18 protein-coding genes and 1 pseudogene are annotated in these 19,204 nt (G+C 53.2%); 8 read left to right on the top strand and 11 right to left on the bottom strand.

Features of this window, described 5'->3' with window-relative positions:
• The first annotated feature begins 125 nt into the window (after positions 1-125).
• Together PAGR_RS10015 and pdeD are read left to right on the top strand one after the other, a co-directional pair.
• On the top strand, positions 126-1,490 hold the full coding sequence (locus tag PAGR_RS10015) for an L-serine ammonia-lyase (RefSeq protein WP_014593850.1): 1,365 nt from the start codon (positions 126-128) through the stop codon (positions 1,488-1,490).
• A 213-nt stretch (positions 1,491-1,703) separates the two neighbouring features.
• Positions 1,704-3,266 carry a cyclic di-3',5'-guanosine monophosphate phosphodiesterase PdeD gene (gene pdeD / locus PAGR_RS10010; RefSeq protein WP_014593851.1) on the top strand — a complete coding sequence of 521 codons (1,563 nt, stop codon included), beginning with the start codon at positions 1,704-1,706 and terminating at the stop codon, positions 3,264-3,266.
• 81 nt (positions 3,267-3,347) lie between these two features.
• On the opposite strand, the gene PAGR_RS10005 is transcribed toward pdeD, so the two are convergent.
• Positions 3,348-4,916, bottom strand: a complete 1,569-nt coding sequence (locus PAGR_RS10005; protein WP_014593852.1) for a TerC family protein — start codon at positions 4,914-4,916, stop codon at positions 3,348-3,350.
• A gap of 501 nt (positions 4,917-5,417) precedes the next feature.
• On the opposite strand from PAGR_RS10005, the gene manX reads away from it, so the two are divergent.
• The 4 genes from manX (at position 5,418) to PAGR_RS09985 (ending at position 8,646) form a co-directional block, all read left to right on the top strand.
• Entirely contained in the window at positions 5,418-6,392 is a 975-nt protein-coding gene (manX, locus tag PAGR_RS10000; RefSeq protein ID WP_014605701.1) for a PTS mannose transporter subunit IIAB, read from the top strand.
• Between the two features lie 44 nt (positions 6,393-6,436).
• Positions 6,437-7,237: a PTS mannose/fructose/sorbose transporter subunit IIC gene (locus tag PAGR_RS09995; RefSeq protein WP_026020938.1), complete on the top strand. Its 801-nt coding sequence runs from the start codon at positions 6,437-6,439 to the stop codon at positions 7,235-7,237.
• Between the two features lie 15 nt (positions 7,238-7,252).
• Complete coding sequence (locus tag PAGR_RS09990) at positions 7,253-8,098, top strand: PTS mannose transporter subunit IID (RefSeq protein ID WP_013026024.1); 846 nt, start codon at positions 7,253-7,255, stop codon at positions 8,096-8,098.
• A gap of 89 nt (positions 8,099-8,187) precedes the next feature.
• Positions 8,188-8,646: a DUF986 family protein gene (locus tag PAGR_RS09985; protein WP_014593854.1), complete on the top strand. Its 459-nt coding sequence runs from the start codon at positions 8,188-8,190 to the stop codon at positions 8,644-8,646.
• On the opposite strand, the gene rlmA is transcribed toward PAGR_RS09985, so the two are convergent.
• The 5 genes and pseudogenes from rlmA to PAGR_RS09965 all read right to left on the bottom strand — a co-directional run bounded on the left by rlmA (position 8,643) and on the right by PAGR_RS09965 (position 11,779).
• Positions 8,643-9,452: a 23S rRNA (guanine(745)-N(1))-methyltransferase gene (gene rlmA / locus PAGR_RS09980; protein WP_014605700.1), complete on the bottom strand. Its 810-nt coding sequence runs from the start codon at positions 9,450-9,452 to the stop codon at positions 8,643-8,645. The two genes, PAGR_RS09985 and rlmA, sit on opposite strands and share 4 nt — an antisense overlap.
• 137 nt (positions 9,453-9,589) lie before the next feature.
• Positions 9,590-9,799 (bottom strand): transcription antiterminator/RNA stability regulator CspE, encoded by a 210-nt coding sequence (gene cspE / locus PAGR_RS09975; protein ID WP_001062678.1) that lies wholly within the window; start codon positions 9,797-9,799, stop codon positions 9,590-9,592.
• 37 nt (positions 9,800-9,836) lie between these two features.
• Positions 9,837-9,955 (bottom strand): annotated as a pseudogene (locus tag PAGR_RS23675) (DUF2627 domain-containing protein).
• 528 nt (positions 9,956-10,483) lie between these two features.
• A complete protein-coding gene (locus PAGR_RS09970; RefSeq protein WP_014605699.1) occupies positions 10,484-11,488 on the bottom strand; it encodes an MBL fold metallo-hydrolase in 1,005 nt (334 codons plus the stop codon).
• 18 nt (positions 11,489-11,506) lie between these two features.
• Positions 11,507-11,779, bottom strand: coding sequence for a YebO family protein (locus tag PAGR_RS09965; RefSeq protein ID WP_044042541.1), 273 nt, complete (start codon positions 11,777-11,779; stop codon positions 11,507-11,509).
• 221 nt (positions 11,780-12,000) lie between these two features.
• Here PAGR_RS09965 and PAGR_RS09960 point away from each other — a divergent pair, with 221 nt between their 5' ends.
• Positions 12,001-12,237, top strand: coding sequence for a YobH family protein (locus PAGR_RS09960; RefSeq protein WP_013026030.1), 237 nt, complete (start codon positions 12,001-12,003; stop codon positions 12,235-12,237).
• Positions 12,238-12,267: 30 nt separating this feature from the next.
• On the opposite strand, the gene kdgR is transcribed toward PAGR_RS09960, so the two are convergent.
• Complete coding sequence (kdgR, locus tag PAGR_RS09955) at positions 12,268-13,062, bottom strand: DNA-binding transcriptional regulator KdgR (RefSeq protein ID WP_013026031.1); 795 nt, start codon at positions 13,060-13,062, stop codon at positions 12,268-12,270.
• 185 nt (positions 13,063-13,247) lie between these two features.
• On the opposite strand from kdgR, the gene PAGR_RS09950 reads away from it, so the two are divergent.
• A complete protein-coding gene (locus tag PAGR_RS09950; protein WP_013026032.1) occupies positions 13,248-14,609 on the top strand; it encodes an MFS transporter in 1,362 nt (453 codons plus the stop codon).
• Positions 14,610-14,657: 48 nt separating this feature from the next.
• Here PAGR_RS09950 and htpX read toward each other — a convergent pair whose 3' ends face one another.
• The 4 genes from htpX to msrC form a co-directional block, all read right to left on the bottom strand.
• The gene (htpX, locus tag PAGR_RS09945) at positions 14,658-15,539 is read right to left on the bottom strand and encodes a protease HtpX (RefSeq protein ID WP_013026033.1); all 882 of its coding nucleotides are present in this window, start codon (positions 15,537-15,539) and stop codon (positions 14,658-14,660) included.
• Positions 15,540-15,788: 249 nt separating this feature from the next.
• Complete coding sequence (gene prc / locus PAGR_RS09940) at positions 15,789-17,834, bottom strand: carboxy terminal-processing peptidase (protein WP_014605697.1); 2,046 nt, start codon at positions 17,832-17,834, stop codon at positions 15,789-15,791.
• 19 nt (positions 17,835-17,853) lie between these two features.
• Positions 17,854-18,555: an RNA chaperone ProQ gene (gene proQ / locus PAGR_RS09935; RefSeq protein WP_014605696.1), complete on the bottom strand. Its 702-nt coding sequence runs from the start codon at positions 18,553-18,555 to the stop codon at positions 17,854-17,856.
• A 96-nt stretch (positions 18,556-18,651) separates the two neighbouring features.
• On the bottom strand, positions 18,652-19,152 hold the full coding sequence (gene msrC, locus PAGR_RS09930; RefSeq protein ID WP_013026036.1) for a free L-methionine (R)-S-oxide reductase MsrC: 501 nt from the start codon (positions 19,150-19,152) through the stop codon (positions 18,652-18,654).
• Between the last annotated feature and the right edge of the window lie 52 nt (positions 19,153-19,204).

Here is a 19,204-nt window from a genome sequence, read left to right as displayed (position 1 = left end):
TTTTTTCGTGGTTTTAATTAGTTTATTTCATGCGAAAAGCAGCGCGTTCATCCTGCTTCGCCGTTTACTATTAGCGCCATAAACTGCCACGGCAGGGTAAGTTTTTTTTGTGAGGAGTGTCACCCATGATTTCGGTTTTTGACATGTTTAAAGTGGGCATTGGCCCATCCAGTTCTCATACGGTCGGTCCGATGAAAGCGGGTAAGCAGTTTGTGGATCTGTTGTCTGAACAGGGCAAACTGCATGAGGTGACACGCATCGCCGTCGATGTCTATGGTTCCCTGTCATTGACCGGTAAAGGTCACCATACCGATATCGCTATCATCATGGGCCTGGCGGGTGAGTCACCTGACAGCGTAGACATTGATTCCATTCCTGCCTTTATCAAAGACGTGCAGCAGCGGGAACGTCTGCTGGTTGCGAAAGGCGCGCATGAAGTCGATTTTCCTCGCGAAGGCGGCATGGTCTTCCGCAGCGAGAACCTTTCTCTGCATGAAAATGGCCTGCGCCTGCTGGCGTTTTCGGGCGATCTGCTGGTGTTGTCAAAAACCTATTACTCCGTTGGCGGCGGCTTCATTGTCGATGAAGAGCATTTTGGTCAGTCTGCGCTGGATGAAGTTTCGGTTCCCTGGCCTTTCCACTCGGCAAAAGAGTTGTTGTCGCACTGCCGTGAAACCGGGCTTTCCCTGTCAGGGCTGGTGATGAAAAATGAACTGGCACTGCATTCGCGTGACGACATTAACGCCTATTTCGCAACAATCTGGCAAACCATGCAGGCCTGTATCGATCGCGGCCTGAATACCGAAGGCGTGCTGCCCGGTCCCTTGCGCGTGCCGCGCCGCGCCGCGTCACTGCGCCGCCTGCTGATCTCCTCTGCCAAGCACTCTAACGATCCCATGGTCGTTATTGACTGGATTAACATGTTTGCCCTGGCGGTAAATGAAGAGAATGCCGCCGGGGGGCGCGTGGTCACCGCACCAACCAACGGAGCCTGCGGCATCGTGCCAGCCGTGCTGGCCTACTATGACCACTTTATCGAACCGGTCACGCCCGATATCTTTATTCGCTATTTTCTCGCCTCCGGCGCGATCGGCATTCTTTATAAAATGAATGCCTCTATCTCCGGTGCCGAAGTGGGCTGTCAGGGCGAAGTGGGCGTTGCCTGTTCTATGGCTGCAGCCGGTCTGGCGGAACTGTTAGGTGCCAGTCCAGAGCAGGTCTGTGTCGCTGCGGAGATCGGCATGGAGCACAATCTGGGTCTGACCTGCGATCCCGTGGCGGGTCAGGTCCAGGTGCCCTGCATTGAACGCAATGCCATTGCCTCCGTGAAGGCCATCAACGCTGCACGTATGGCCCTGCGCCGCACCAGCGAGCCGCGCGTTTCGCTGGATAAGGTCATTGAAACCATGTACGAGACAGGAAAAGACATGAATGCCAAATATCGCGAGACCTCCCGCGGCGGACTGGCGATAAAAGTTCAGTGTGACTAATATTTTTTGAGATTTGTTTCTAACTTTCTGCTTTTTAACCAGTGCATTAGTCAGCCCTGCCTGCTATAAATATTAACAATGTTAAAGCGACCTTCGGGTCGCTCTCCTTTTTTTATGACCTTTCATTTTACGCTCAGGTCCTAAATTTGCTTCGGGCCGTGCCGATAACAACCCAGCTATATCTATTTTCTGGTTTTGGGAAGGTGATTCTTGATGTTCATGGCCCAGCAATATGTTGGACAATACAGACGTAAGCGATTGCTTATTGCGCTGGTGATTGCTTCGATTGTTCTTACATTAACGCTGGCTTTTCGCTATTTTGAAGAAAAATCACGTATTCAAAAGCGAGCAATCAGCTTTGCCGACACGGCGATCACGCGTTTCGATCGCATGTTTTCACCTCTCGACGTCTCAGCGAACAACATGCTGGGCCTGGTGGGTATGCCCTGCCAGGATGCCCGTTTTCCATTAATTGAAAAGATTTCGTCACTACAAACGGTGCGCGCTGTTCTGTTGGTCGATGGGGACACGCTCTACTGTTCCAGTATTTTTGGCACCCGGGACATCTCATTTAGTCAGACCTACCCCGAACTGGCCCTTAACGATCGGCGCATGGTGTTATCCACGGATGAGTATCTGCTTAAAGGTTCACCCGTTTTATTACTGTGGACGCCAACAACGCTGGATAATCGTTCTGGCATTCTTCAGGCCATTAATATTGAATTAATGAGCAGCTACCTGCTGGAGCCGCAGGCGCCCTGGGTTGAACGGGCCATTTTTAACGTCAACGGTAAAAGCCTGGAATACGGTAATCCGTTGATTGAGTCCACGCAGCCTTCTGAAGATGAAGTCACCTATACCGAGGCCTCACTGCGTTATCCTTACACCGTGACGCTCTATGGTCCGTCACCTTCCCGCCTGGCGCTGGAATCTTTACCCTCGCAGTTGCCGCTGGCGCTGATGCTGAGTTTACTGATTGGCTACGTGGTCTGGCTGGCGACCGCCAATCGTATGAGTCTGAGCTGGCAGATTAGTTACGGCATTACGGCCAGGGAGTTTATGGTTTACTGCCAGCCGTTGATCAATGCCCGTACGTCTGAGTGTGAAGGCATTGAGCTACTGTTGCGTTGGCACAATCCTCGGCAGGGCTGGATTCCGCCTGACGTCTTTATCCCTCTTGTTGAGCGTCAGAACCTGATTAAGCCGTTAACCCGCTTTGTACTGAACCGCGTTGTCGAAGCCTTACCCGACCTTCCGCATAGCCCTCATTTTCACATTGCCATTAACGTGGCTGCCAGCCACTTCCGCGACCGCGCCATTCTGGAAGACCTGCAAACGCTTTGGTGGCCCGCCGAGCCCGTTCCCACGCTGGTTGTTGAATTAACCGAACGTGATGCGCTGCCCGTCGTCGATCAGGCCGTAATTTCTCAACTGCACGACATTGGGGTGCGTCTGGCGATTGATGATTTCGGCACCGGGCACAGCTCGTTGTCCTACCTGAAAGATTTGCAGCCGGACGTGTTAAAGCTGGATAAAATTTTTACCGCGTCAATTGGCACAGATGCCATCAACGCCATCGTGACGGATATGGTGATTTCTCTGGCACAGCGCCTGAACATCAGTCTGGTTGCGGAAGGCGTTGAAACCGAGGAACAGGCCCACTATCTGAGGGATCGGGGCGTGGAACATTTACAGGGCTATTACTTTGCCCGCCCCATGCCGCTGGAGGACTTCCCGGAATGGTTGCGTCAGCACCAGCTTACCCTCGGCCTGTAATGCGATAAAAGTGTGCCATCGCGTTATTCCGCGCAAAAAAAACGCATCACTCCGTGATGCGTTTTATCTTCAGGTGTGGCCTTAACCTTCTTCTTCGTCGTCGTCACGCTGATCTTTGGTTACCCGGACCAGATCAATGCGGTACTCCGTCGCGTCAATAATCTGGAAGTGCAGCGGTTCGATATCGATCACGTCGCCGGGCTTAGGTAACTGCCCTTTTTGCGCAATCAACAAGCCAGCCAGCGAAGCATGATCTTCCTCCGGCTTCACCAGCTCATGGAAGTCCAGAAGCTGCTGCAGAGAATGCAGGTCAGTGCCGCCTTTTACTAACCAGCCGTCGCCATCCATGATGATATCCGGCGTTTCATCTTCATCCGGGAATTCACCGGCAATCGCTTCCAGCACGTCCAGCGGCGTAATTAAGCCCTGCACCACACCAAACTCGTTAGTCACGATCACGAAGCTACCTTTGGCACGACGCAGCACGCCGAGCAGGTTAATTGGGTCAAGCGTTTCCGGCACAATAATCGTCGGTGTGCTGGCGGCAAAGGTCGCGACGTCAACGCCGTGATCCAGCGCCACCAGCAGCTCTTTGGCCCTGACCACGCCGATGATCTCATCCAGTTCCCCCCGACACACCGGGAACAGGCTGTGCGGCGTATCCAGAAGTTGAATACGAATTTCATCTACAGGACGGTTGGCATCCACCCACGAGATATCGCCGCGCGGTGTCATAATGCTGCGGATGGAACGTGACGCCAGCGTCAGTACGCCGTTAATCATGTAGCGCTCTTCATCTTTAAACGCTTCCTGCGGCATCGCGACGGCAATCGCCTGCTCTTCAGTGCTCGCAGGTGCGCTCTGCACCCGGTTACGTCCACCCATCAACCGCAGAATGGCCTCGGCGGTGCGCTCACGCATGGGACGATGGGACTGATGACGAATGAAGTTGCGACGGGCAATCTGATTGAACAACTCGATAAGAATCGAGAAACCAATCGCCGCATACAGATAGCCTTTTGGAATATGAAAGCCAAAGCCTTCAGCCACCAGTGACAGGCCGATCATCAACAGGAAACTCAGACACAGCACCACAACAGTAGGATGCGCGTTAACGAATTTGGTTAGCGGCTTGGAAGCCAGCAGCATCACCACCATCGCAATCACGACCGCAGTCATCATGACCGGCAGGTTATTCACCATCCCTACCGCCGTTATCACGGCATCCAGTGAGAAGACCGCATCCAGTATGACAATCTGGGTCACCACCGCCCAAAAGCTGGCGTAGCTACGGTTACCGCTGTTTTCCAGCTGACGGTTTTCCAGCCGCTCATGCAGTTCCATGGTGGCCTTAAACAACAGGAATATCCCGCCCGCCAGCAAAATCAGATCGCGTCCGGCAAAGCTAAAATCCCCCACGCTGAACAGAGGGCGCGTCAGGGTTACCATCCAGGAGATAAGTGACAACAGCCCCAGGCGCATCACCAGTGCCAGAGAAAGACCAATTAACCGCGCTTTATCACGCTGCTTAGGAGGCAGCTTATCCGCAAGAATGGCAATAAAGACCAGGTTATCAATGCCGAGTACGATTTCCAGCACGATGAGCGTGAGCAATCCCGCCCAAATTGAGGGGTCGAACAGAAATTCCATTAGTGACTCCAGAAAAAGGATGTGATTACGCTAACGCATGCCCGCGTCGAAGGACGTGACAGAGAGAAGCCCGGAAAAGCAGAGAAAACGCGGTCTGGCGTAAATTGGCGCGCTGAAGAGCGCAAAGACAAGGTTAAGCAACGTCGGTGACGATCCATAAGGGTGGGCTGCTGCCCGCTACTCCTGAATAATAAACAGATCGCTAATGTATCAGTTCGTACCACGAGGTCAAAAAATTTTCCTGTTTTTACATTTTCGCCAGACGGCATTGAGTGACATAAAAACTCAACTTCCCTCTTTCATGCTGCAAATAACCAACCAATGTCACAAAATTTATTTTTTCGGACACTAAAATAAATCCGGCATCACGTAGTGAGTTAGTTATCCCTGCAATGTTGAAGTCAGGTTAAATCACATTAACAAGATTTGGATATTGTTAACGCGATAATTCTTAACGGTTCCTCAGGTTCTGAGGAACTAACAAGCGAACGGAGGTAGCACGTGACCATTGCTCTTGTAATTGGTACACACGGCTGGGCAGCGGAGCAGCTGCTAAAAACGGCAGAGATGCTTTTAGGCGAACAGGAAAATGTGGGATGGATTGATTTTGTCCCGGGAGAAAACGCGGACACGCTGATTGAGAAATATCAGGCAAGACTGACAGAACTGGACACCTCACAGGGCGTGCTTTTTCTGGTTGATACCTGGGGCGGCAGCCCTTTCAATGCAGCCAGCCGGCTGGTCGTTGATAAAACACATTATGAGGTGGTCGCCGGGGTAAACATTCCCATGTTGGTGGAAACCCTGATGGCGCGGGATGATAACCCCTCTTTTGACGAGCTGGTGGCCATTGCGGTAGAAACCGGTCGCGAAGGCGTCAGAGCCTTAAAAGCACAACCTGAAGAAAAACCCGCAGCGGTTGCCGCCTCGCCCTCCGCCCCGGCCAGCGCCCCGCATGCCAGTCGCCCTCTCACCCCCGACGACCATATGAATATTTGCCTGGCGCGCATCGACGACCGCCTGATTCATGGGCAGGTCGCTACACGCTGGACCAAGGAAACCAACGTCAGCCGCATCATCGTTGTCAGCGACGAAGTGGCCAACGACAACGTGCGCAAAACGCTGTTAACCCAGGTGGCACCGCCGGGCGTCACCGCGCATGTGGTGGGCGTCGATAAGATGGTGCGCGTCTGGAATAACCCCAAATATGCCCGGGATCGGGTCATGCTGCTGTTTACCAACCCGACGGATGTCCTGCGGATTGTTGAGCAAGGAGTTGATATCAAGAGCGTTAACATTGGCGGCATGGCTTTTCGCCAGGGTAAAACCCAGGTCAACAATGCCGTCTCGGTCGATGAAAAAGATATCGCCGCATTTCGCCAGCTTAACGCGCGCAACATCGAACTTGAGGTGCGTAAAGTTTCGGGCGATCCAAAACTAAAAATGATGGATCTGGTGGCAAAGGTGAGCGCATAACGCGCCAGCCGTCTTTTTCTATCCTGTAGAGGACAAGCAGTATGATGGAAATAACCACACTTCAAATTGTATTAATCTTTATCATTGCCTGTATTGCCGGGATGGGTTCGATCCTGGATGAGTTCCAGTTTCACCGTCCGTTAGTCGCCTGTACGCTGATTGGCATTGTGCTGGGTGATATGAAAACGGGCATCATCATCGGCGGTACGCTGGAGATGATTGCGCTAGGCTGGATGAACATCGGTGCTGCGGTTGCCCCGGACGCTGCGCTGGCCTCGATTATCTCCACCATTCTGGTTATTGCCGGTGGACAGAGCGTCGGTGCCGGTATCGCCCTGGCCATCCCGCTGGCGGCAGCCGGTCAGGTGCTGACTATCATCGTGCGTACGCTGACCGTAGCCTTCCAGCATGCCGCTGACAAAGCGGCGGAGAAAGGCAACCTCACGGCCATTTCATGGATCCACGTTTCCGCCTTACTGCTCCAGGCCATGCGCATCGCGATTCCGGCACTGATTGTGGCTATCTCGGTAGGAACGGATGCGGTTCACTCCCTGCTCAGCTCTATTCCGGAGGTGGTCACCAACGGCCTGAACATCGCGGGTGGCATGATCGTGGTGGTGGGTTATGCCATGGTTATCAACATGATGCGCGCAGGCTACCTGATGCCGTTCTTCTATCTGGGTTTCGTTACTGCCGCGTTTACCAGCTTTAACCTGGTGGCACTGGGCGTGATTGGCGTGGTGATGGCGGTGCTCTATATCCAGCTCAGCCCGAAATATAACCGCGCAGCCGGTGCGCCTGCGGCATCGCCGTCAGCTAACGACCTCGACAACGAACTCGATTAAGGAACAGGTGACAACATGGTTGATATAACAAAAGTCGAAAAGAAACTGACGCCGGGTGACGTACGCGCTGTGTTTTTACGCTCAAACCTCTTTCAGGGCTCCTGGAACTTTGAACGTATGCAGGCGCTGGGGTTCTGTTTCTCAATGGTGCCGGTCATTCGCCGTCTTTATCCTGAAAATAATGACGATCGTAAGCAGGCGATCAAACGCCATCTGGAGTTTTTTAATACACATCCTTACGTCGCCGCGCCTGTACTGGGCGTGACGATGGCAATGGAAGAGCAGCGCGCCAACGGTGCCGCGATTGATGACGGTGCCATTAACGGCATCAAAGTGGGCCTGATGGGCCCGCTGGCTGGCGTTGGTGACCCGATTTTCTGGGGAACCGTTCGTCCCGTGTTTGCGGCATTAGGCGCGGGGATTGCAATGAGCGGCAGTCTGCTCGGTCCGCTGCTGTTCTTTATCCTGTTTAACCTGGCGCGTCTGTTAACCCGTTATTACGGCGTCGCTTATGGTTACCGTAAGGGGATTGATATCGTCAGCGATATGGGCGGTGGCTTCCTGCAAAAACTGACCGAGGGGGCATCCATACTCGGCCTGTTTGTCATGGGGGCGCTGGTCAATAAGTGGACGCACGTCAACATTCCGTTGGTGGTTTCACGCATCACCGATCAAACCGGAAAAACCACGGTGACAACCGTGCAGTCGATTCTGGATCAGCTGATGCCGGGGATCGTACCGCTCCTGCTGACCTTCGCCTGTATGTGGCTGCTGCGCCGTAAGGTCAATGCCCTGTGGATCATTGTGGGCTTTTTTGCTATCGGTATTTTTGGCTACTGGATTGGTTTGCTCGGGCTGTAACCGGCATCACATCGGGAGCCGCGGCTCCCGATGTTTTCAGATTGTGGTCGCGTGACTCACGCCCGGCTTTAATCAGTAAAGGAAGAAGAATGTCATTGACCGACATCGTAATCGCCCTCTGCATCGCTGCCCTTCTGTTATTGGCTATTTACGTTGAAGCCGTGCTGCCACGTCGTCATGGCCCTGCGCTTTTACGTGTCCCGCTCCAACGCCAACACAAAGCAGACAGCCTGATTTTTATTGGCTTACTGCTCATTCTGTTGTGGAACAATCTGACCCATCAGGGGCCGAAACTCACAACCACGCTTTTGATGGTGCTGTGCTTTTTATCGTTCTGGCTTTTCTGGGTGCGCCGCCCCAAATTGCTGATGAAAAGTCAGGGGCTGTTTTATGCCGGCAGATGGACAACGTATCCACAGATACAGAGCATCAATCTTTCCGAGGACGGTATTTTGGTGATGCAGCTTGAGCAGCGGCGGTTGCTTATCGCCGTGCAACAGCTTGACGATCTGGAACGCATTTACCAGACCCTGGTGGAGGCACGCTAATCGCGTTGCCACAGGGTGATCATAAAGTCTGCGTCGCAGGGAAACTGCGTACGTTCCGCTAAGCTCTGCCACACATCAGGTCGCGCGCGCCAGGCAAAGGGCGTCATCTGCAACAAGGTGGTGGCAGACTGCCCGCTCAACGCCATTGGATACGTTAAACGATGCTGGGCGAGTTGACGAAATCCCTGGTAGCTTTTCTCTTCCGAGGCGTGGAGTTGAACGTCGCGGTATATCAGCGCCTTAAGCTGCTGAAGATGATGAGGCCCGGGCGTGACCGTGAGTAAAAAGCCTCCCGGTTTAATGACCCGGCTGAGCTCAGTCTCGTTACAGGGCGCATAAATGCGGACCACCGCATCCAGCGAAGCATCACCAAACGGCAGGCGGTGGCTTGATGCCACGCAAAATAAAACCTGGGCGTAACGCTTTGCCGCCAGCCTGACGGCCATCTTCGCCACATCCAGACCATAAACCTGGCCCTCAGGCGCGAGCTCGCTGGCCAGTGCGCCCGTGTAGTACCCTTCTCCACAGCCGATATCCAGAATCTGCGCAGCCGGTTGGTTCAGATGCTGGTTAAGGACGGCAACCACGTTGTCCCGCAATGGCTGGTAGTGACCGGCCTGCAGAAACGCACGTCGCGCCTGCATCATGTCTGCACTGTCGCCCGGTTCACGTGAACCTTTATGTTGAACGGGCAGCAAATTGACGTAGCCCTCTTTCGCCTGATCGAACTGATGGCGATTTTCACAGCGCCAGCTGCGGTCAGTCAGGGTCAGGGGGAAGTGACAAAGTGGGCAGTTCAAAGACATCAGGCGCTCCGGCAAAGATTAACGCGCGGAAGTGTACTTGACGGGAAACAATAGCGAAAGCGTAAAAAAAGCCTCGGCCAGTTGGCCAAGGCTTTAATATCTGAGACTGTGGTGCATGGCACCCGTCTGAGGCGAAATCAGATAGCAGTAACGTTAACCGCTGCTGGGCCTTTCTGGCCGTCCTGAATTTCGAACTCAACGTTTTGGCCTTCGGCCAGCGTTTTGAAGCCGTTGCCCTGAATAGCAGAGAAGTGTACGAATACATCTTTGCTACCGTCAGCTGGAGTGATAAAACCGAAGCCTTTAGACTCGTTGAACCACTTAACCTGACCTTTAATCTTTGCCATTTTACTAATTCCTTAAAGTGTTTATTTTGCCCGGAGGCTAACCTACAGATAAAACAGAGACATTACTGAATGAGGCACTGATTAAAGTTCGGCAAGGAAGCGGTATTCAACGTCAACGTCTTTACTCGTAACTTCTTTACTGAAGATGCCATACATAAACAGAACTGTACCTCGTTTAACCCACGAATTGTTATCACATATCCGCTAAATAATGGCAAGCCATTTTTATAAACACGGTCGGCGCTTTTCACATATTTGCAAGACAGCTCCCAGAGAATGTACTTTCTGGTACATAAGCCTGTGTACTGAACGCCACTAATAGTCACAACAACCCTATAATATAATGCTTTTCTGCCCAGACAGGGTGATATCTGACGCCGTCTCGGCCGTCCAGCCAGAGGGATAACATTAAAAAAATAACATTGCACTAATATGGCAAAGTTGCACCAAATAAAGGAGCCGATAAGTGAAGCGCGGGTAAACTATTGCAGCAGGCTTGTACAATAAATTCTATTTCGTACAAATATAAATTTTATTTCCAGTAAAATCATAAGTTGAGCGTTAACGCAATCACTTACAGCTTGCATGCAGGCGTTTTTTGAATTACGCCTGCCGGGGGCCGTGAAGGAATATTGATTTCAGCCAGAATCCCGTGGCGTCAGAAGGAAAGGTTATTACCTCGGACTACGCCTGGTCGATATAGCTCAGGCTGCGGCTCTCGCCTATCTGCCAGGGCGTAAAATGCCTGCTTGCTTCCCCACGTTGTTGTAAGACCCGCAGCAATTCTGCCGGGGGCGCATCGAGCGATTCATCAGCAAGTTCAAAGACGCCCCAATGGACAGGGATCGTGAGAGGCTGCCCTATTGCATGCCAGAGCGACACCGCATCTTGAGGATCCATATGTTGCCCCGCCATAAACCAGCGGGGTTCATAGGCACCGACGGGCAGCGCGGCAAGATTAAACGGCCCGAGACGCGCGGCAATTGCATGAAGGTTTTCAGTGTAGCCACTGTCCCCCGAGAACCAAAAGCGCAGCGACGCGGTGTGGATGACCCAGCCGCACCACAATGACCGGTTGCGGTCAGTTAACGTGCGCATACTCCAGTGGCGGGCCGGAACCGCATGAAACTGAATACCCTCGAAGGCTTTCTGCTGCCACCAGTCAAGCTGATGTACCTGCTTCACGCCACGGCGTTGACACCAGTCAGCCAGACCCAGCGGAACCACAAAAACCGCCTCTGGAAAGTGGCGTACGATCTGCTTGATGGTCGGCTTATCCAGATGATCGTAATGGCTGTGGGAGATCAGCACGTAATCCAGATGTGGCAACTGGTCGATCGTCAGCGGCGAAGGAGTTTTGCGTTCCGGCCCCAGAAACGGCAATGGCGATGCCCGCCGGGAAAGTGCGGGGTCAATCAGAATATAGCGTTGATTCAGCCGCAACAGCAGCGCAGCATGGCCCAGCCACCAGATGCGATCGTCGTCACCGCTCAGGTCGGCGGGTTGCCACCACTGCGCCCTAAAACCATCATAGCCCTGCTGAGGCGGATGCGGTAATCCCTGCGCTTTACGTTCCTTACGCCAGCGCTTCAGGTCACCCTGTTGGCGCATATCAGGTTCAGGGTTGCGAAACCCCTCCGGCGTATGATGGGGTTTACTGCTGTCATACCAGGGATTTTTCCAGGCCATCCGGCCTCCATGCAGGATTTAACGTTCCGGGATCAGGCGAATAAAATCATTGCTTTCCGCCTGCTCTTCCGCTTTTTGCTCGGCGGCACCCGTTTGCCTCTCGATCAGCCGCTTAAGCAGCGCGTTTTGTTTCTTTTGCTCTTCTAACAGTGACGCCAGCAACGCAATCTGTTCATTTGCCCGAACGCTGGCGCGGTTAACATAGAACCATAGCATCAATGCCACAATCAGCACGATTCCCATCACGCCAAAGCTGACCACAGGACCCGCATTAGCGGCTAACTCATTCATAACTGCCTCAAGATACCAGGTGAAATCACAATAAAGGGGACGACCCGCCATTCTACCCTGTGGCGCAGTAAAAGATAATGGTGACGTAAATGATGTGTATCAATCTGCTTCTTTCAGTTATCTCTGATCGCATCCCTTTTAAAAGCGAGGCATGCTGCCCCTGTACATCATGTTAAGCAGCAGTCACTGGAACACTGCGTTGGGTATCATAAGGAGATACAATGAAACTGTTCATTCGGGCAATTGTTGTTGTGGGAATCATCTGGCTGGCCATGCTGTTTACCGGATATGGCGTGCTGGCCGGAAGTAACAAGAATGCCGCAGGTCTGGGCCTGAAGTGTAACTACCTGACCGCACGGGGCATGATCACGGCACAATATCTGCACACCGACAGCGGCGTCGTGGGCGTTACCGACTGCCCGCTGTTGAAAAAGAGTGGCGACGTGATTGATAACTGATCGCACTGAAGCGGGCCACGGCCCGCTTTTTCAGTTTAAAGGGTAATCGTGGTAACCAAGCTCAGCGGAAAGACGGCGTCCCGCCTCATGCAGCATTGCCACGTAAGTGTGCTTGTTCGATGCCGGGAAGCGCAGCGTAGGAAAAGAGATACTCAGCCCCGCGACGGCCACGCCGAAACGATCGAAAATGGGCACGGCGATGCAGCAAACGCCCTCTTCCTGCTCTTCATTATCCTCACCATAACCCTGCTTCCTGACCTGACTCAGGACGTCAATAAGCGCGCCGGCGTCAGAAAGCGTATTCGCGGTATTAATGGTAAAGGTTATCCGCTGCAAAATGTCGTTAATGTCTTCCCGACTGCGCCACGCCAGTAACACTTTACCCAGCGCGGTTGAGTGCAGCGGATTGCGGCGGCCAATACGTGACGACATGCGCAGGTTATACAGCGAATCGATCTTATGGACATAGACAATACTGTCCTCGTCCAGCGCGCCCAGATGGATCGTTTCTTTGGTTAACCGGGACAGTTCACGCATCTGCACATCGGCACTGCGGATCAGGTCAATGTTCTGCAGCGCTTTCGATCCCACCTCAAACAGTTTTAACGTCAGTGAGTATTTTTCGCTTTCCCCTTCCTGGGCGACATAGCCCAGTGATTTCATGGTTTGCAGGAAACGGTATACGGTGCTTTTAGACATCATCAGCCGCTGAGCCAGTTCGGTAATGCCGTGATCGCGCTCTTCGCTTAAGGCCTGCAAAATGCCAAACACCTTTTGCACCGAAGAGACAGAATCAGGTTGTTTGTCCTTTGAATCAGGAACCATTGCTCACCTTGAATACGTGTTTCAAAAAAAACGGAACGGGGTTGCAGTATAGATTGCGGCGCCTCGCTCCGGCAAACTTTCAAGGTCTGTAACATCTGTAAAATATATTTTTCATTCCGGCGCGGTGCATTTTGTCCGCCAATTGATTAGCATGATGATATTCACACTCTTTAATATTAGCCTCTATGTCACTCTCTTCTTCTGACGGCGGACTTCCTGTGCCACAACGGTACTGGGCTATTCTGACAATCGCCATTGGCCTCATCATGGCGGTGTTAGACGGCTCAATTGCCAATGTGGCTCTCCCAACCATTTCACGTGAGCTGCAGGCCAGCCCGGCCCAGTCGGTCTGGGTCATTAACGCCTATCAGATCGCGATTGTGGCTTCACTGCTGTCGCTGTCCTTTTTGGGCGATATCGTTGGATACCGCCGCGTTTATCAGTTCGGCCTGGTGGTCTTTGCCGCGACATCGGTGTTCTGCGCGCTGTCATCCACGCTGACGATGCTGACCGTTGCGCGTGTCTTGCAGGGGCTTGGCGGTGCTGCGGTCATGAGCGTTAATACAGCGCTGATACGCATTATCTATCCTCCTCGCTATCTGGGTCGGGGCATTGCCATCAATGCACTGCTGGTGGCGATCTCAACCGCTGCCGGTCCCACCGTCGCGGCAGCCATTCTTTCTGTTGCCAGCTGGCGTTGGTTATTTCTGATTAACCTGCCGCTGGGTGCAGTGACACTCTGGTTGGCGTTGCGTTATCTGCCCGATAACCCACAACGGGCAAAAACCCAGAAGTTCGATATCACCAGTGCGGTGATGAATGCGCTTTTTTTCGGGCTGTTGATTTCGGCTCTGGGGGGATTTGCGCAGGGACAGCCCCACTGGCTGATCGCCAGCGAAATTGTGGTGATCATCCTGGTCGGTTATTTCTTTATCCGTCGTCAGTTAAGGATGGAGGTGCCGCTGCTGCCGGTTGACTTGCTGCGTATTCCCATTTTCGCACTGTCGATCTGCACTTCCGTCTGCTCTTTCTGTGCACAAATGCTGGCGATGGTCTCTCTGCCTTTTTATCTGCAAAGCGTACTGGGTCGCGATGAAGTCGCAACAGGCCTGCTGCTGACGCCCTGGCCTCTTGCTACCATGCTGCTTTCACCCATTGCGGGCCGCCTGATTGAGCGGGTCCATGCCGGTCTGCTCGGCGGCATTGGTCTGGCACTGTTTGCCAGCGGGCTGTTCCTGCTGGCCCGGCTGCCTGCCCAACCTGACGACATGGATATTATCTGGCGCATGATGCTGTGCGGAGCCGGTTTTGGCCTGTTTCAGTCGCCAAACAACCATACAATCGTCACTGCTGCGCCGCGCAACCGCAGCGGCGGTGCCAGCGGTATGTTAGGCACGGCGCGATTACTGGGCCAGAGCAGCGGCGCGGCGCTGGTCGCGCTGATGTTCAATCTGATGGGAAATGGCGGAACCCATGCCTCGCTGTTATTAGCGGGAGGATTCTCTACCGTCGCCGCCCTTCTCAGCCTGTCACGAATGAAAGCCTGAGTTCAGCGATAAAAAAAGGCGACGTTGCCGTCGCCTTTTTCGTGAGGGTTACTTCAGGTATTCACCGCTGCGCAGCGCTTCGATTCGTTTATCTAACGGTGGATGCGACATAAAGAGTTCGCTAAATGATTTTCCTTTTCCGTTAATACAAAACGCCATCATGCTGCTGGGTTCCTGCGGCTCATAGCTGGTTTTCAGACGCTGCAAAGCCGCAATCATTTTTTCGCGCCCCACCAGTTTGGCCGAGCCGGCATCGGCATGGAATTCACGATGACGTGAAAACCACATCGTGATGATGCTGGCCAGAATACCGAATACCAGTTCAAGCACCATCGAGACAGCAAAGTAGACCAGCGGATTTCCGTTGCTGCTCTCCTCGCCATCACGGTTGCCGGACATAAAGCCCGCCGCAATCTGTGCCAGGATACGCGACACAAAGATAACAAAGGTGTTCACCACACCCTGAATCAGCGTCATGGTGATCATGTCGCCATTCGCAATGTGCGCCACCTCGTGCGCCAGCACCGCCTCAGCTTCATCACGACTCATGTTTTGTAGCAGGCCAGTAGAAACCGCCACCAGCGAGGCATTACGGCGCGCACCGGTTGCAAACGCGTTGATATCCGGCGCGTGATAGATAGCGACCTGGGGCATAGCAATACCGACCTGCTGTGCCTGTCGGCCAATCGTGTCAATTAACCAGCGCTCAGTTTCGTTGCGCGGTTGCTCAATCACTTCACCGCCAACTGAACGTAGCGCCATCCACTTCGACATCAGCAGTGAGACAAACGCACCGCCGAAGCCAAACAAGCCTGCCATTATCATCAGGCCCTGAACACTGCTTGACTGGATTCCTGTCAGGCTGAGAATCAGCCCGAATACCAACATCACAGCCAGGTTGGTCAGCAGGAAAAGAGCAATACGCATCATAACGGTTAATCTTCCTCAGTAGTTCATGCGCTCATGCGCGGATACATATCCTATGAGCATTGTGCGGGTTTTCAAGCGACCTTAACGTTTAAGTGTCTAAAAAGACATAACTTTACAATATGACACAACCTTTCGCGCAACCTCTCGGAAACCGCTCAGACGAACACATTAACGACGCTTATCACTGCCAAATTAATGATAAAAAAAAGCACCGCGCTGGGCGGTGCTTGGGTAACCCGGGTTATGCCGTTAGTTAGTTTTGGCTGCCGGTGCCTCAGGTGAGGATTTCTCCAGCTGCGCCAGGTCATTGGCAATTTTTACCGTTTCATCCAGATAAGGATCGGGCTCTTTATAGTCTTTCGGCAAATCATCAAGGCTCTTCAGCGGCTTTTTACCTTCAGCCTGATAGCGCGCGTTAATGCGTTCCAGACGTAGCGCATCTTCCTCGTGGTTCTCTTTCTCGCGCTGGGCAAGATTGAGCGACACAATGTTGCGCTTGTCTTTCATGGCGTTAAAACGGGCGATGTCCTTCATGATGTACTGGAACTCGCGATCCTTAGCGATGCGCTCATCGTGCTCTTTGGTCAGCTGTGGCGCCAGCGCCTTGACATCACCTGTGCGGGTGTAGGTCGCGGCCGTAATGCTGTCCCACGGTAACGCATTGTCCTCGAACTTCTCGCCCGTTTCCGCCGCTTCAACACCGGTTGGCATCAACAGGTCCGGCGTCACGCCTTTGCGCTGCGTACTGCCGCCATTGATACGATAAAACTTCTGAATCGTATACTGCACCGAACCCAGCGCAGGCCATTCCGGACGCAGCATCTGATCGTAAATGCGGTTCAGTGACCGGTACTGTTGAACGGTGCCTTTACCAAAGGTGGGCTCGCCGACGATCAGCGCACGACCATAATCCTGCATTGCCGCTGCAAAAATTTCTGATGCAGAAGCACTGAAGCGGTCAACCAGCACCACCAGCGGGCCTTTGTAATAAACGATGCCGTCGTTGTCGCTATCCTGACGCACGTGGCCATTGTTATCACGGACCTGAACAACCGGGCCACTTGGAATAAACAAGCCAGAAAGCGAAACCGCCTCGGTCAGTGCGCCGCCGCCGTTGGTGCGCAGATCGATGACGATGCTGTCAACGTTCTGCTTTTGCAGCTTCTGCAACTGCACTTTGACATCATCGGTCAGGCCAACGTAGAAGCCAGGAATATCGAGCACGCCGACTTTTTCTTTACCGACAGTGTGAATGCTCATTTTAACCGCGCGATCTTCCAGACGGATTTTCTCACGCGTTAAGGTCACAATACGGGTCTTAGTGCCTTTGCCAGCAGGCAGAATCTCAAGGCGAACCTTGCTGCCTTTCGGCCCTTTGATTTTGGCGACCACATCATCCAGGCGCCAGCCGATAACGTCTTCCATTGGCTTGCCAGGCTCACCGACGCCGACGATGCGGTCGCCAACGGTGATCGCTTTACTTTTCGCCGCCGGACCACCGGCCACCATAGAGTTGATAACGGTATAGTCATCATCCATCTGCAACACGGCACCAATCCCTTCGAGCGACAGGCTCATTTCGGTGTTGAACTGCTCCGTATTACGCGGTGAAAGGTAGTTGGTATGCGGATCGATTTCGTGGGCAAAAGCGTTCATTGCCAGCTGGAATACATCTTCACTGTTGCTTTGCGCCAGACGACGGATGGCAAAGTTATAACGTTTGGTCAGCACTTCACGGATTTCTTTTTCGTCTTTACCGGCGAGTTTAAGGCTCAGCTCATCGTATTTGACCTTGGCGTCCCACAGCGCATTCAACTCACTCTGGTCTTTCGGCCAGGGCGCTTTAGAACGGTCAATATCGATGGTGTCATTGCCGGTAAAGTTCATCGGACGCGCCAGCACCGTAAGCGCATACTGATAGCGCTCAAAGCGGCGTTTTTGCGCCAGATTATAAAGATCGTAAAAAATATCCAGCTTACCGCTACGCAGCTCATCACCCAGTTGGGTCTTCTTGCTGGCAAACTGTGCAACGTCCGACGCCAGCAACACGTTGTGGCTGTAGTCGAGCATATTGAGATAGCGGTCAAAAATCTTGGCCGAGAAGGCGCCGTCAAGATCGAACTGACGATAGTGAGAACGGGTAAAACGCGACGTCACGCGCTCGCTTACCGTCGCATCCTGCGGATCTTCATGCAGCTGTGGAATTTGATCGGCACGTGTAATGTTCTCGGCCGCAAAGGAAGGGCCTGACAACAGCAGGCCCGCAATCAATCCAACTTTTAAAAGGGTGTTCATGCCGGGGTCAGCCTCCGTTTCAGAACTGCAAATGTTCTGCGCGCACAATCATTGCCATGCCGGAAGCGAGCTGTACCCGGACGCCGTCTTTCGACACTTCCAGAACGGTTGCGTCCATCGCACTTTTGCCTGCTTTAACTTTAATACTCTGGCCGGGTTGCAAAGTTGAGGTATCAGTGATGGGTTTAGCCTGCTGCTCCGGGCGTGGTGCCGGTTTGCGATTCTGCGATGCAGTAGGACGCTCAGCAGACTGTGGACGCGGCTTACGCGCGGCCACACCTTCTGCCGGTTTACGCGGAGCAGGCTTGCGTGGGCGACGTGGTGCGCTGGCACCCTCTTCGCCTTCACCGGCTTCGCGACGAGCGGCTCGCTGCTGGTCGCGCTGTGCCTGAACACGCGCCTTGGCATCTTCGAGTTGCTTACGGGCATGTTCCACGTGCTGCTCATCAAGAACACCACAGGGGTTTCCATCGAGATCCACACGGGTGGCACCCGCTTTGATACCGTACAAATAGCGCCAGCTAGAGGTATAAAGACGCAAGGCCGAACGCAACTGCGTCTTGCTCAGGTTCATTTCGCCCTGAACGCGCTCTACCAGATCCTGAAAGATACCGATTTTGAGCGGACGCGCTTCGCCTTCAGCGCTAAAGCAGTGCGGAAAGCGCTCCGCCAGAAAGCTAATGACTTCTTTACTGCTATTCAACTTAGGTTGATTTTCCATGAAATTTCCTGATTACTACGGGTTTGCCGACCAGAGCAGGCATGAACAGGCGACATTATAATGACAACATCGCCAAATGCCATGCAATCCAGTCGATTAGCTACGCGTCAGCTGCAAATATTTTTCTAAGTCACTGTTCGCGAGCACGTCGCAAAGCCCGTTAGTCAAGGCGACCAGCCCTTTTTCATCTTCACTATCAAAGCGATTGTATTCCACACTGTCGATATCCAGTACGCCGACAACCTGACCGTTTATTTTCAGAGGAATCACAATTTCTGCATTACTGGCGGCATCGCAGGCGATATGGCCAGGGAAAGCATGGACATCATCAACACGCTGCACCTGTTGTTGCGCCAGTGCGGTGCCGCAAACCCCTTTGCCCACGGGAATGCGCACGCAGGCGATTTTCCCCTGGAACGGGCCCAGAACCAGCGTATCGGCTTCCGTTAGCAGGTAGAAACCTGCCCAGTTCACGCCTTCGAGACGTTCATACAACAGCGCGCTAAAATTACCCATTGCAGCGAGGAACGCCGTTTCTCCCGCCAGTAAGGCGCGCATATCGCGATCTAAATCGGCGTAAAAGGCAGTTTTGTTCATTATTCAACCGTTACCAGTGACATCCGAGCGGCTAACCACTCCGCTTGTTAAA

Source organism: Pantoea ananatis PA13, assembly GCF_000233595.1.
GTDB classification, from domain to species: Bacteria; Pseudomonadota; Gammaproteobacteria; order Enterobacterales; family Enterobacteriaceae; genus Pantoea; species Pantoea ananatis.
The sequence above is the reverse complement of the archived record's forward strand: the minus strand, read 5'-3'. Positions and strand labels throughout refer to the sequence as shown.